The 12,687-nt window shown below is 64.9% G+C and carries 10 protein-coding genes; 5 read left to right on the top strand and 5 right to left on the bottom strand.

The features are described from left to right. Nucleotides 1-31: 31 nt before the first annotated feature. Nucleotides 32-1,156 carry a zinc-binding metallopeptidase family protein gene (locus N4T19_RS21385; RefSeq protein ID WP_116924708.1) on the top strand — a complete coding sequence of 375 codons (1,125 nt, stop codon included), beginning with the start codon at nt 32-34 and terminating at the stop codon, nt 1,154-1,156. 18 nt (nt 1,157-1,174) lie between these two features. Here N4T19_RS21385 and coaD read toward each other — a convergent pair whose 3' ends face one another. The 4 genes from coaD to N4T19_RS21365 form a co-directional block, all read right to left on the bottom strand. After that, the gene (gene coaD, locus N4T19_RS21380; protein WP_043339436.1) at nt 1,175-1,672 is read right to left on the bottom strand and encodes a pantetheine-phosphate adenylyltransferase; all 498 of its coding nucleotides are present in this window, start codon (nt 1,670-1,672) and stop codon (nt 1,175-1,177) included. Nucleotides 1,673-1,776: 104 nt separating this feature from the next. Then, complete coding sequence (rsmD, locus tag N4T19_RS21375; protein ID WP_182345109.1) at nt 1,777-2,490, bottom strand: 16S rRNA (guanine(966)-N(2))-methyltransferase RsmD; 714 nt, start codon at nt 2,488-2,490, stop codon at nt 1,777-1,779. After that, the gene (locus N4T19_RS21370) at nt 2,490-3,833 is read right to left on the bottom strand and encodes a M16 family metallopeptidase (protein WP_260718970.1); all 1,344 of its coding nucleotides are present in this window, start codon (nt 3,831-3,833) and stop codon (nt 2,490-2,492) included. The genes rsmD and N4T19_RS21370 overlap by 1 nt, the downstream gene beginning before the upstream one ends. A 101-nt stretch (nt 3,834-3,934) precedes the next feature. After that, nucleotides 3,935-5,380: a M16 family metallopeptidase gene (locus tag N4T19_RS21365; protein ID WP_260718969.1), complete on the bottom strand. Its 1,446-nt coding sequence runs from the start codon at nt 5,378-5,380 to the stop codon at nt 3,935-3,937. Between the two features lie 28 nt (nt 5,381-5,408). Between N4T19_RS21365 and ftsY the strand changes: the two genes are divergently transcribed. The 3 genes from ftsY to N4T19_RS21350 all read left to right on the top strand — a co-directional run bounded on the left by ftsY (nt 5,409) and on the right by N4T19_RS21350 (nt 10,875). Further along, complete coding sequence (gene ftsY / locus N4T19_RS21360; protein ID WP_182345106.1) at nt 5,409-6,623, top strand: signal recognition particle-docking protein FtsY; 1,215 nt, start codon at nt 5,409-5,411, stop codon at nt 6,621-6,623. Nucleotides 6,624-6,777: 154 nt separating this feature from the next. Further along, complete coding sequence (locus tag N4T19_RS21355) at nt 6,778-9,948, top strand: metallophosphoesterase family protein (protein WP_260718968.1); 3,171 nt, start codon at nt 6,778-6,780, stop codon at nt 9,946-9,948. Nucleotides 9,949-10,095: 147 nt separating this feature from the next. Further along, the gene (locus N4T19_RS21350; protein ID WP_260718967.1) at nt 10,096-10,875 is read left to right on the top strand and encodes a DeoR/GlpR family DNA-binding transcription regulator; all 780 of its coding nucleotides are present in this window, start codon (nt 10,096-10,098) and stop codon (nt 10,873-10,875) included. A gap of 26 nt (nt 10,876-10,901) precedes the next feature. Here N4T19_RS21350 and cutA read toward each other — a convergent pair whose 3' ends face one another. Continuing rightward, nucleotides 10,902-11,264, bottom strand: coding sequence for a divalent-cation tolerance protein CutA (gene cutA, locus N4T19_RS21345; protein ID WP_232539545.1), 363 nt, complete (start codon nt 11,262-11,264; stop codon nt 10,902-10,904). A gap of 336 nt (nt 11,265-11,600) precedes the next feature. On the opposite strand from cutA, the gene rpoH reads away from it, so the two are divergent. Then, on the top strand, nt 11,601-12,578 hold the full coding sequence (rpoH, locus tag N4T19_RS21340; RefSeq protein ID WP_052329887.1) for an RNA polymerase sigma factor RpoH: 978 nt from the start codon (nt 11,601-11,603) through the stop codon (nt 12,576-12,578). Nucleotides 12,579-12,687: the final 109 nt, after the last annotated feature.

Genomic DNA, 12,687 nt, shown 5'->3' with positions numbered 1-12,687 from the left:
CAATTGACCGGCGATGCGTTAAGCTTGGCCGATGCGCCTTTTCCACTGCGACCAATGCGGTCACCTGGTATTTTTTGAAAGCGTGCACTGCGTCAACTGCGGCGCAACGCTGGCCTACCTGCCGGACTGCGACGATGTCGGGGCCATGGCAGCCGTGAACACCGATGGCACGGCATCTGCAGACGGCGGGCCAGCCGCTTTGTGGCAACGCATTCCCTCCAAGGCGACGCACAGCAGCCAGCGCTACCGCATGTGTGCCAACCGCGACCAATACCAAGCCTGCAATTTTGCGATCCCTGCTGACGAGCCCAACAGGCTGTGCAGCTCTTGCCGCCAGACGCTGGTGCTGCCCGATCTCTCTGTCAGCGGCAACACCTTGCGCTGGCAAAAGCTGGAGAACGCCAAGCGGCGGCTGTACGTTACGTTGGCGCGCCTGGGGCTGCACCCCGATCAGCCGAACTGGACGCCCCACTACCAGTTTCTCGCCGATGTGCCCGACCAGCCGGTGATCACCGGCCATTCCAACGGGCTCATCACCATCAACATCGCAGAGGCCGACGATGACGAGCGCGTGCGCCGCCGCGTGGCCCTGCACGAGCCCTATCGCACCTTGCTGGGCCATCTGCGCCATGAGTCGGGTCATTTCTTCTGGGACAAGCTGGTGCGCGATGGCGGCGAGCTCGACAGCTTTCGCCAGCTCTTTGGCGATGAGCGCCAAAGCTATCCGCAAGCGCTGCAAGACTACTATGCCAACCCGCCGGGTTACTCGCAGTGGAGTGCGCAATTCGTCAGCGCCTATGCGAGCGCACACCCGTGGGAAGACTGGGCCGAATCCTGGGCCCACTACCTGCACATGGTCGACATGCTGGAGACCGCAGCCAGCTACCAAACCGATTTGACGATGGCCGAAGGCCGCCCCTCGGTCACCATCAGCGACCCCTTTGTCCAGCCGCCCCCCCGCTTTGAAGACATGGTGGCGCAGTGGGTGCCGGTGACCTTGCTGCTCAACAGCCTCAACCGCAGCTTGGGCCAGCAGGACGCCTATCCTTTTGCGCTATCGGCCGGGGCGCTGCAAAAGCTGCGCTATGTGCATGACATTGTGCGGCGGCCCCACCCGCTCGAGAGTGGTCGCCCCCCTGTCATGCACCAGCACTGAGCGGGTTGCGCGCGGCCATCAGGCCTCTTCGGCCCGGCGCTGCGCCACCTTGCGCTGCAGCTCCTGCGCGACATAGGGCGAGACAAACTTGTCGACCTCACCGCTGAGCATCGCAATCTCGCGCACAAAAGTGCTGCTGATGAACTGGTAGCGGGTGCTGGGCGTCAGGAACACGGCTTCCACATCGGGCATCAGCGAGCGGTTCATGCCAGCGAGCTGGAACTCGTAGTCAAAGTCGGTGACTGCGCGCAGGCCGCGCACAATCGCATTGCCGCCTTGCGCGACGACAAAATCACGCAGCAGGCCCGAGTAGCTCTCCACCCGCACGCTGGGGTAGTGCTTGACCGCTTCGCGCGCCATGTCCATGCGCTCCTTGAGCGAGAACATGGTCTTCTTGTGGTGGCCTTCGGCCACGGCCACAATCACATTGCCAAACAGCTGGTAAGCCCTGCGCACCACGTCTTCGTGGCCCAGGGTCATGGGGTCAAAGGTGCCTGGGTAGATGGCCAGTGTCATGTCTGTCTCCTGCAAAGCATCATCGTTGTGCCAGTCTCCTGGCACATTGCAGCGCAGCATAAACCATTTCTGCCACCACCCTGCCAGCGGGCAGGCATTCCCGTTCAGCCGGCTGCGTCCTCAGCCCTCTTGAGCAAGTGCGCATGCACGGCGCCCGCCTTCAGGTAGCGGTGGCGCACCAGGCCCAGCTCGGCCAGGGCCTCGTCGCTCCAGGCTTGGGGCGCTTCGAGGTAGATAAAGCCCTGCGCCGTCACCGCCGCCTGCGCCGCCTTGAGCGCTGGCACAAACAGCTGGCCGGAGAATGGTGGATCGAGGAATATCAGATCCCAGTGCGCGGTGTAGGCCTGCAGCGCAGCCAGCGCATCGCCCCGGCTCACCTCCACCTGCGTGGCACCCAGCTTCTGCGCCAGCTGCTTGATCTGCGCGGCCAGCTGCACATCGGACTCGACCATGCGCACCTGGGTCGCGTTGCGCGATGCAGCCTCCAGCCCCAGCGCGCCGGTGCCCGCAAAGGCATCGAGGCAGCGCCAGCCAGCCAGGTCCTGGCCCAGCCAGTTGAACAAGGTCTCGCGCACGCGGTCGGGCGTGGGCCGCAGATCGGGGCGGGTCAGCACCGCCAGCTTGGTGCGGCGCCATTGGCCGCCAATGATGCGGATCTCTCCGGCAGCGGACGCTGCCACGCGGGCGGCATTGCCCGAGTTTCCGGTAGTGCCGCGCTTGCGGGCGGGCGCCGCGTCAGGCGCGGCGTCGGCCGCAGCGGCTGCCTTTTGCACCAGGGCGCGCAGCGCGCCCTCGCTTTTGATGGCACTGCGTCCCATTATGGTTTTGCTCCCAAGACCACGGTAACTTGCTTGTCGGGCTGCACCATGCGCGCCATGGCCTTGCGCACATCGTCGGCGCTGAGGGCTTCGACCCGGTCCGTCCAGTGGTCCAGGTAGTCCAGAGGCAGTCCATTCCAGGCGATATTGGTCACATTGCCCAAGAGCTTGGCATTGCTGTCCACGCGCAGCGCAAAGCCCCCAATCAGGTTGTCCTTGGCATCGCGCAGTTCCTCGGCGGTGGGGCCCTTGGCGATGAAATCGCTCAGCACCTCGCGCGTCACCTTGAGCGCCTCGGCTGCCTGGTCAGGCCGGGTCTGCAAACCGATCTGGAAGGCACCGGCATCCAGCCCCGGGTTGAACGACGAGTACACGCCATACACCAGGCCGCGCTTTTCGCGCACCTCTTCCATCAGGCGCGACGCGAATCCGCCGCCGCCCAGAATATGGTTGCCCACCAGCACGGCCAGAAAATCCGGGTCGGCGCGGCGGATGCCGGGCTGGCCCAGCAGCACCTGGGCCTGGGCCGAGTCAAACGCGATCTGGATGTCATCGGCCTTGGCCAGCGGCTGCACGGCCGGCACCTCAGCGGGGGCCGCGCACTGCGCCTTGGGCGTGGCCGGCACCTGGGCCAGCAGGCGCTTGACCAGCGCATCGGCCTGGGCCTTGTCCAGCGCGCCCACCAGCGTCACCTTGGCGCGGCAGGCGTCGACCGAGCGCGCCAGGTACTGCTGCATCACCGCCGGGCTGATCCGGGCCAGGGTCTCTTCAGTGGCACGCTGCCCGTAAGGGTGGCTGCCAAACACGGCCTGGTTGAAGGCGCGGCCCGCCACCACCGCAGGGCGGGTATTGCCCTCCTTGATCGCGGCATTCCAGCGCTCGCGCTCGCGCTGCCAGACGGCATCGTCATAGCTGGGCTGGGCCATCTGGCGGGCCGCCAGGTCAGCGGCGCGGCCCAGCAGGCTGCCATCGGTCAGCGAGCGCAAGGAGAAGGTCAGCGCATCGCTGCTGGCGCCGGCGCCAAAGCTGGCACCCAGATCGGCCCAGGCTTCGCCGACCGCGTTCTCGTCAAGCGCAGGCGCACTGCCCTGCGCCTTGACGCCCTTGGAGGCCATCATGGCCGCGGCGCTCGCCAGGCCTGCCTGGTCCGCCGGGTCGCGCCGGCTGCCGGCATCAAAGTTCAGCTGCACATCCACCATCGGGATCGTGGGGCTGTTGACCAGCCAGACCTGGGCGCCGCTGTCCTGGGTCCAGTGCTCAATGGGCAGCAAGGCCCAGGCCGAATGGCAGGCCAGCAAGGCGGCTGCGCCGCCGACCAGTGTTTTGCAAAAAGAGGTTCGCATGGGTATCTCTGCTAGCCAGGGCCCGCTGCCATCTGCGGCAGGTCCTGGTAAAAACAATCGTTGGCGGGTGCGTCAAACAGTGCATCCGCCACGGGGTTTGGTCAGTGCACCGCCCCGTCCTTGGTCGCGGCACCGCTACGCTTTTGCGCGGCGCGGTCGGCATCGGTCAGCGGCTGGGGTACCAGGGTCGCCACTGTCATCTGGTCATCGCCAAAATAGCGCGCAGCCACCGACTGCACCTGCGCGGCTGTCACCGTTTTCATCAGCGCCAGCAGCTTGTCATTGGCATCGAGCGGCAAGCCCAGCACCCAGTTGGAGCCCAGGTCATTGGCCTGGCCAAAGACCGAGTCGCGCTCATACACGGTAGAGGCCTGCCACTGGGTGCGCACCCGCTCCAGCTCGGCCTCGCCCACGCCTTCCTTGGCAACGCGGGCCACCTCGGCACGCAAAGCCGCCTCCACGTCCTTGGCGGTCTTGCCTTGCGATGGCACGCCGCCCAGCAAGAAGGTGGAAGGCCCCCGGTTGACCACGCTGGCACCGCTGAAGGTGGCGTCAGCCACGCGGCCGGGGCCCTGGGTCAGCTGGCGGTCCAGGCGCGCGCCGTCATAGCCACTGAGCACAGAGCCCAGCATCAACAGCGCCATCGCATCCTTGTCGCTGTCCTTGGGCTCGACCAGGTTGCGCAGGTCGGGCACCTTGAAGCTCATCACCACATAGGCCTGCTCGGCAGGCGCCTTGTAGTCGAGCCGGCGCTCGCCCTTTTGCAGTGGCTCGGGCCGGGGCTTGCGCTCCGGCAAGGCACGCGCTGGAATGCTGCCGTAGTATTTCTCGGCCAGCGCAAGCACCTTGTCCACATCCACATCGCCAGCGACCACCACCACCGCGTTCTCCGGCACATACCAGGCCTTGTGGAAGGCGCGGGCATCATCGGGGTGCATGGAGTCGAGGTCGCCCATCCAGCCAATCACCGGGCGGTGGTAGGGCGAGGCCTGCCAGGTCGCAGCGTTGAGCTGCTCCATCAGGCTGGCGCGCGGGTTGTCGTCGGTGCGCATGCGCCGCTCTTCCTTGATGACCTCGATCTCTTTCTTGAACTCGCTGTCGGGCCACTGGTTGTTGGCAAAGCGGTCTGACTCCAGGCGCATCACCTCTTCGAGCTTGCCCGACGGAATCTGCTGGTAGTAGCCGGTGTAGTCGCGGTTGGTAAAGGCATTGTCCTGCCCGCCGAGCGCTGCGACCTTGCGCGAAAAATCGCCGGGCGCTACGGTGGCCGTGCCCTTGAACATCATGTGCTCGAGCGCATGGGCCAGGCCCGAGCGGCCGTCGACCTCGTCCATCGAGCCCACGCGCACCCAGACCATGTGCACCGCCGTGGGCGCGCGCTTGTCAGGCTGTACGATCAGGTCCATGCCATTGGACAGTTTGAACTGCTGGGCCCCAGCAGAATTGGAGGCGATGGCAGTGGTGGGCATAGGCGATGCGGCCCAGGCTGGAGAAGCCCCAGCGCCCAGGGAGGCCATCAAGGCCAGCAAAATGGTGGAACGTTTCATAAAATAGGCTGATTCTACGTAGCGCACAATGTTCAGTTTTTTCAAGAAAAAATCTCCCGCTGCCGACGCAGCCCCCAGCCCTTCCGCCGCCGAGCCAGCGCCTGCGCCCGCTCCAGCGGCCGATGTCCCGCCGCCCGCACCCCAGGTGCCCAGCGCGCCGCTGACCCCGATCCGCCCTGTGGCTGCCGAGCCCACCAAGACGGGCTGGCTGCGTGGCCTGGGCATGGGCGGCAAGGCCGCAGCCCCGGCACCCACGGCTGCAGAAACGGTCACGAAAAACCCAGTTACACAAGCTCCGCAGGCTCCGGTAGCTCCTATCACTATAGCATCCGAGCCCGCCAGCAGCCGCGACAGCTGGATGAACCGCTTGAAGAGCGGTTTGCGCAAAACCGGCTCGAGCATTGCCACGGTCTTCACCGGCACCAAGATCGACGAGCAGCTCTACGAAGAGCTCGAAGAGGCGCTGCTGATGGCCGATACCGGCGTCAAGGCAACCCAGCATCTGCTCAAAGACCTCAAGCAGCGCGTCAAGGACAGCAAGACCACCGACCCCGCCGCTGTCAAGGACCTGCTGGCCAGCGCGCTGGCAGATCTGCTCGCGCCACTGGAAAAGCCACTGGTCATTGGCGAGCACAGCCCCACGGTCATCATGGTGGCTGGCGTCAACGGCGCTGGCAAGACCACCTCGATCGGCAAGCTGACCAAGCACCTGGCCGATGCCGGCCAGAGCGTGCTGCTGGCAGCGGCCGACACCTTCCGCGCTGCGGCGCGTGAGCAGCTGGGCGTCTGGGCCACCCGCAACACCGTCGAGATCATCAGCCAGGAAGGCGGCGACCCCGCGGCCGTCAGCTTTGATGCGGTGACCGCCGGCAAGGCCCGGGGCAAGGATGTCGTGCTGGTGGATACCGCCGGGCGCCTGCCCACGCAGCTGCACCTGATGGAAGAGCTCAAGAAGATCAAACGCGTCGTCACCAAGGCCGATGGCAGCGCGCCGCACGAGGTGCTGCTGGTCATTGATGGCAACACCGGCCAGAACGCGCTCAACCAGGTGCGCGCCTTTGACGATGCACTGCAGCTGACCGGCCTGATCGTCACCAAGCTCGACGGCACGGCCAAGGGCGGCGTGCTGGCCGCCATCGCGCAGGAGCGCCCCATCCCTGTGTACTTCATCGGTGTGGGTGAAAAGGTCGAAGACCTCGAGACCTTCAGCGCCAAGGAATTTGCCCAGGCGCTGCTCGCCTGATCGCCCAGCAGCCCCATCGCAGTTCCAAGCCCTGCCCTCTGGCGCAGGGCTTTTTTGCGCCCGCGTCATTGTAGTTTCATGCAATCTTGTTATTTTTTGCACTTCCTGGTGACGACATGCATTCACCACATCGGCCTTGACGGCAGGAGGTTTCATGAAAATAGCAAGCTTGCGGCAGCTGTGTGCCGCCGGGCTCTGGGCAGTCAGCGGACTGGCCCTGGCCCAAACGGTGGTCTTTAGCGAGAATTTCAATGCGGCGGGCGCCGATGCACCCAGCGGCCTGGGCACGACCGGGCCAGCTGGCTGGACAATGCGCCTAGAGAATGCCGAGACAGTGGCCACCAGTGGCCGCTCCACCGCCGCCAAACTGCCCTGGCTGGGCTGGAAGTTTGTCACGCCCGCCTACTGGACCGCCCAGGTCTCGGGCGGCGATCGCGCCAAGCTGACAAAGGCCAGCGGCAAGATCGCGGTGGCCGAATCCGATGGCCTGCGGCCCAACAGCGGTCTGTTCTTCAACACCGTGATGGAAAGCCCCAGCATTGCGGTGCTGGGCGGCGGCAGCTACGCGTTGGGCTTTCTCAACCATTTCCAGATGGGCTCGACCAAGAAGGAGAGCATCAAGGTCGAGGCCGTGTTTGATGACAGCTCCGTGCAGACCCTGCTGCATGAGACCAGTGCCTCGCGCCTGAACCAGACCGAGAGCCTGGCCTTCAGTACCCCGGCCGGCGCCAAAAAAGTCAGCCTGCGCTTTAGCTACCTGAACACCGACAACAACTGGTACTGGGGCCTCGATGATGTGGTGCTGACGCAAACCAGCAGCGAACCACCCAAGCCCTTTGACCCCGCCAAGCTGCCCAGCACTGCCAACGCGCCCGCGCTGACCGTGGGCCCCACCTTGCAGAACCCCGGCCCCGACCACATGGCGGTGATGCTGGAGACCAGCGAACCGGCCCCCACCATCTGGTGGCGCCTGGCCGGCAGCAGCGGGCCTTACACCTTGGCGCCCGCCATCAACCCGGTGGGTGACTTTGCTGACAGCAGCATATTTTTTGCCGATATTGCCGGCCTGCAATCGAACACGCTCTATGAGTACGCGGTGGTCACCGGCACCAGTGCAGCGCCCAAGCTGGCCGGCCCCTTCCAGTTCAAGACCTGGCCGCGCGAGGGCGATGGCGTTGCCAGCGCCAAGTTCGCCGTGGTCTCGGACACCCAGGATGGCCTGGCCAACCGCCTCAAGAACATCACCCTGGGCGTGATCAACAACGACTGCGCGGGCTCTGCTGCCCAGTGCGCGCAGAGCCTGGCCGGCTTCATGGTGCCCGGCGACCTGGTCGGATCGGGCGGTACGCGCAGCAACTGGAAAGACCAGTTCTTCGGCCCGCTCGCCGCCATCACGGCCTATGTGCCGCTGATCCCCTCGCCCGGCAACCACGAGTACTTTGGCGGCGAGCAGGCCAGCGCCGGCAGCGAGAAAAGCTGGGCCAAGACCTACCGCAAGTACTTCAACCGCATGCCCGCCAATGGCTCTCAAAAGCACCCGCTGCACTGGTACCAGCTGGACTACCTGGGCATGCGCATTGTCGGCAGCGATTTCAACCCCGCCTCGGCCATGCACAACACCGGCGGCTGGACCGGCTACGACAACGGCCGCGGGCTCTTTCGCGCCGACTACATGCAAGAGCACCTGAACTGGTTTACCGGCCTGATGGCCCAGACCCGTGTGGACAAGAAGCCCTATATGGTGCTGCTCAACCACCACCCTTGCCTGAGCGAAAAATGGCGCCAAGGCGAGGTGATGGCCACCTGCGATTTCATCGCCCAGATGGAAGACTATGGCCGCACGACCGGCGCCATCACCGCCAACTTGAACGGCCATGTGCACTTCTACGAGCGCGGCAATTCGATGAACAGCCGCCACCTCTGGCTGAATGTGGCTTCGGGCAGCGGCGCGCTCGAAGGCGCCAAGCAAAGCGATGACAGCGACCTGGACGTCATCGCCAACACCAAGCTCAGCTTTGGCTACGGCACCTTGGAAGCCAGCTTTGGCAGCGCCACCCCGGCTTTGACCTGGAAGCGCTACGACCTGGGTGCGTCCACCACCAGCAGCACGCCCGACGACAGCATCGCGATCACCAGCCAGGCCTGGTCCTTCCAGCCGGAGCTGGTCCAGGCCAAGCTCGGCCAGGTCGACCCGGCCAGCCTGAAGCTCGCCTACCGCACAGGCGCAGGCCCGGCGCTCTATGAGGCGCAATGGCAGGTCTCCAAGGACCCGCAGTTTGCCGCCGGCCAACCGGTCTACGACGTCTGGGGCAACGACACCCGCAGCGAGAACTGGACCTACCTGAATGGTGTGCGCGTCAACACGCAAAAGGATGCCGATATTGCGACCTTGCCGCTGGGCTACCTGCTGGCCAACCCCCAGCGCGTCTACCCGAATGTGGATGCGGGCACGGAGCGCGGCAAGCTCACCAGCGCCATCATTGCCGGCGGCAACAGCCTGCGTGACCGCTGGAGCTGCGGCTACAAGTGGGATGAAGACGGTGACAGCGGCGCTGAGCGCCAGGGCGGCCGCCAGTGCTATGCGCAGCTGGCCAAGGCCGATGGCAGCAAGGGCTCGGCCTGGGACCCCTTCCAGGGCCAGGCCCCGCAGGTGCTGCAGCTGGGCCAGGATGAGCGCTGGTACTGGCGGGTGCGCGTGCGCGATACGCACCTCAACTGGTCCGACTGGAGCGCCACCGGCTCCTTCGAGCTGGGCCACCCTGCGCCTGAGCCCGAGCCACCGGTGCAGGACCTCATCGACACCCAGCTGCCCACGCCCGGCGGCAACCTGCCCGCGATGGCCCTGAACATCCAGGCCGCCACCCGCTGCGACCAGTCCAACGCCAGCGTCAGCGCAGTGCCTGCCGACCTGCTGCCCGCCGGCCTGAAAGCCGCCACCGGTCTGCTGTCCTTCACGCTGTCGGGCTGCGCCCATGAAGGCTTCAGCGCCCAGGTCCGCTTGGAGGTGCCCGCCGACCTGCCCGCCAACAGCCGCGTGATGAAGGTGCATACCGCAGCAGACGGCAAGCGCCAGGTCAGCGAGATCGCCGGCGCCAGCATGGCCGGCGGCGTGGTCCGCTATACCGTGACCGACGGCGGCCCGCTCGACGAAGACGGCCTGGTCAACGGCGCCATCGTCGATCCGGTGCTGGTCGCCGTGCCTGCCGATGTGGTGGTGCCGCCATCGCAAGCGGCAACGCCCGTGCCCACCAACCAGCCGCTGGCCCTGCTGCTGGTGTCGATGCTGCTGATGGCAGGCGCTGCGCTCGCACGTCGTCAACGCTGATTGGCAGCCTCCGGGCCCTCTGCACCACCTTCTGCCCTTGGGCATGGGTCATGCAGGGGGCCTTTTTGATTACACACGGCCGTCCAGGCCGCTACTGCAAAATAGCGCAGGCCGCGCTGCCGGACTGCCCTTGAAGGAAACGCATCCATGCTGCAAGAAGACCGCTTTGTCCGCATCCAGTCGCTGCTCGCCTCGATCGACCGGCTCAGCACCGAAAGACTCATCCAGGACATGCAGGTCTCCCGCGAAACGGTGCGCCAGGATTTGCTGGCGCTCGAATCCATGGGCCTGGTGCGGCGCGTGCATGGCGGCGTCGCCCGCGTCACGCAAGACGAGCCCCCTTTTGTGCAACGCCAGGCGCTGCGCGTGGCCGAGAAGCGCGCGATCGCCAAGGCGGCGGTCAAGCGTCTGCAACCGGGCCAGATGGTGTTTATCGATGCCGGCACCACCACGGCCATCCTGGCCGAAGAGCTCAGCCTGATCAGCCGCCTGGTCGTGGTCACCAACTCCATCACCGTGGCCCTCAAGCTCGCTGGCACCCAGGCGCCCGCTGGCACGGCGAACCGCATGCGCGTGGTGCTGCTGGGCGGCGATACCAACCCCGAGATCCCCTGCACCTATGGCGAGGTCACCCTCAATGAGATCCGCCGCTACCGCGCCGATGTCACGCTGCTCTCGCCGGTGGGCATCAGCGCGCAGGATGGCGTGACCTTTGGCAACGAGCATGAAGCGAGCCTGGCCAGCGCCATGGCCGAGCAGTCTTCGTCCATGCTGGTGCTGGCCGACTACAGCAAGATAGGACTGCGCAGCCGCTACGCCGTCGCCTGCCCACCCACCCAGCAGACGCTGATCACCAATGCCCACCCCGCCAACACCGAGGCCTTGGCAGCGCTCGGCGCCCAGGGCGTGGCTGTGCTGCCCGTCTGATAAGGCTGACCAGACGCCGTAGCCCTTCACACCTGCAGCGCAGAGCCCACTTCCGCCGCGACCCAGGCCGCATAGGCGGGGCTGGCCGCGCTCTCACCCCAGAGCCACTGCGGCAGCGCATAGGGGTGCAGCGGCAGCAGCAAACGCTGCAAGGCCAGCAGGCTGGGGGGCGTGGTCTTCCAGGTAATGCGCCATTCATCGGTCTGCTGCAACTGACCGTCCCACCAGTAGTGCGAATGGATTTTCTCGACCTGGGCGCAGGCCGCCAGGCGGGCCTTCACGCCCGCCTGGGCCAGCGCCTGGGCCGCCGTTTCACTGTCCACCGTCGTGCTGGCCCATGCCACCAGGTAGTGGCCGGCCGGGCCGGGGTTCATGGCCAAGGGATGCATTATTCAACTCCATGATTTTTATCAAACACGCTGCATTTGAAAGGCTGCTTGACAGCACCCCAACCACTGAGAATATATCCAGATTTTTAGTCGCCAGTATGGAACTTATCCACAGACTGCCCACTCCAACTGCCCTGAAAGCGGAAACGGGTGTCAGACAGCGCCCCGCCAGCCGCTATGGTCGCGATAAAGAAATGTGAATAGCATCAAAATCAGGAGCAAGCTATTCTTTATCTACGCCAATCCTCGCCGTTCTTAGTCAGAACTTAAACCCGAGATTACCGCACTGCAGCATGGGAACTCCCACAGCATCAAGGGACTCCTACCGGTGTTACTATGTATCGCATAGACGAAAGGACTTCTAGCGTGACAACTCATTCTGGAGCCGCCACCATTTCTACCGCATTGGCTCCTGCAAACCCATGGTCGTTGGTGCCACCCCTGGGCAATCTGGACGCGTACATCACTGCGGTCAACCGCATCCCCATGCTCACCCCCGAGGAAGAGCTGGGCTATGCAAAGAAACTCAAGGAAAACGGTGATGTAGAGGCCGCCGGCCGCCTGGTGCTCTCGCACCTGCGCCTGGTGGTATCCATTGCCCGCCAGTACATGGGCTACGGCTTGCCGCACGGCGATCTGATCCAGGAAGGCAACGTCGGTCTGATGAAGGCCGTCAAGCGCTTTGACCCGGACCAGGGCGTACGTCTGGTCAGCTACGCCATGCACTGGATCAAGGCCGAGATCCACGAATACATTCTGAAGAACTGGCGCATGGTCAAGGTGGCCACCACCAAGAGCCAGCGCAAGCTGTTCTTCAACCTGCGCTCGATGAAGCAGGGCTTCAAGGCCGAAGCGGGCATGGAAGACGGCGCGATGCAGCGCGAGACGCTCTCCGAGAGCGAAATCGACGCGATGGCCGCGCACCTGAATGTCAAGCGCGAAGACGTGATCGAGATGGAAACCCGCTTGTCGGGCGGCGATGTGCTGCTCGATCCGAGCCCCTCCGATGACGGCGAGCAGGCCTATGGCCCGATCGCTTATCTGGCAGACGCCTCGCATGAGCCCACCGCGATGATCGAGTCGCGCCAGCGCGACTACCTGGCCACCGATGGCATTCAGGAAGCCTTGGCCACCCTGGACGAGCGCAGCCGCCACATTGTGGAAGAGCGCTGGCTCAAGGTGAACGACGATGGCTCGGGCGGCATGACCTTGCACGACCTGGCCGCTGTCTACGGCGTCAGCGCCGAGCGGATTCGCCAGATCGAATCGGCAGCGATGAAGAAGATGCGCAAGGCCTTGGCCGAATACGCTTAAGCCGTATTGCAACGATCTGCTATCGCAGCACACATCCATATCGCAATTGGCGATAATCAAAGCGCACATGCCTCCGGCCTGTGCGCTTTTTTTATGGCCCGTATGAGCC

The organism is Comamonas squillarum (assembly GCF_025309455.1).
In the GTDB taxonomy this organism is placed as follows: Bacteria; Pseudomonadota; Gammaproteobacteria; order Burkholderiales; family Burkholderiaceae_C; genus Comamonas; species Comamonas squillarum.
The sequence above is the reverse complement of the archived record's forward strand: the minus strand, read 5'-3'. Positions and strand labels throughout refer to the sequence as shown.

Bases quoted from the DNA above. Each gene is read 5' to 3' on its own strand.
- rsmD (WP_182345109.1), bottom strand. From the start codon at position 2,490: ATGGGACGCAGTGCCATCAAAAGCGAGGGCGCGCTGCGCGCCCTGGTG.
- coaD (WP_043339436.1), bottom strand. From the start codon at position 1,672: ATGACACTGGCCATCTACCCAGGCACCTTTGACCCCATGACCCTGGGC.
- cutA (WP_232539545.1), bottom strand. From the start codon at position 11,264: ATGCATCCCTTGGCCATGAACCCCGGCCCGGCCGGCCACTACCTGGTG.
- ftsY (WP_182345106.1), top strand. From the start codon at position 5,409: ATGTTCAGTTTTTTCAAGAAAAAATCTCCCGCTGCCGACGCAGCCCCC.
- N4T19_RS21370 (WP_260718970.1), bottom strand. From the start codon at position 3,833: ATGCGAACCTCTTTTTGCAAAACACTGGTCGGCGGCGCAGCCGCCTTG.
- rpoH (WP_052329887.1), top strand. From the start codon at position 11,601: ATGTATCGCATAGACGAAAGGACTTCTAGCGTGACAACTCATTCTGGA.
- N4T19_RS21385 (WP_116924708.1), top strand. From the start codon at position 32: ATGCGCCTTTTCCACTGCGACCAATGCGGTCACCTGGTATTTTTTGAA.
- N4T19_RS21365 (WP_260718969.1), bottom strand. From the start codon at position 5,380: ATGAAACGTTCCACCATTTTGCTGGCCTTGATGGCCTCCCTGGGCGCT.
- N4T19_RS21350 (WP_260718967.1), top strand. From the start codon at position 10,096: ATGCTGCAAGAAGACCGCTTTGTCCGCATCCAGTCGCTGCTCGCCTCG.
- N4T19_RS21355 (WP_260718968.1), top strand. From the start codon at position 6,778: ATGAAAATAGCAAGCTTGCGGCAGCTGTGTGCCGCCGGGCTCTGGGCA.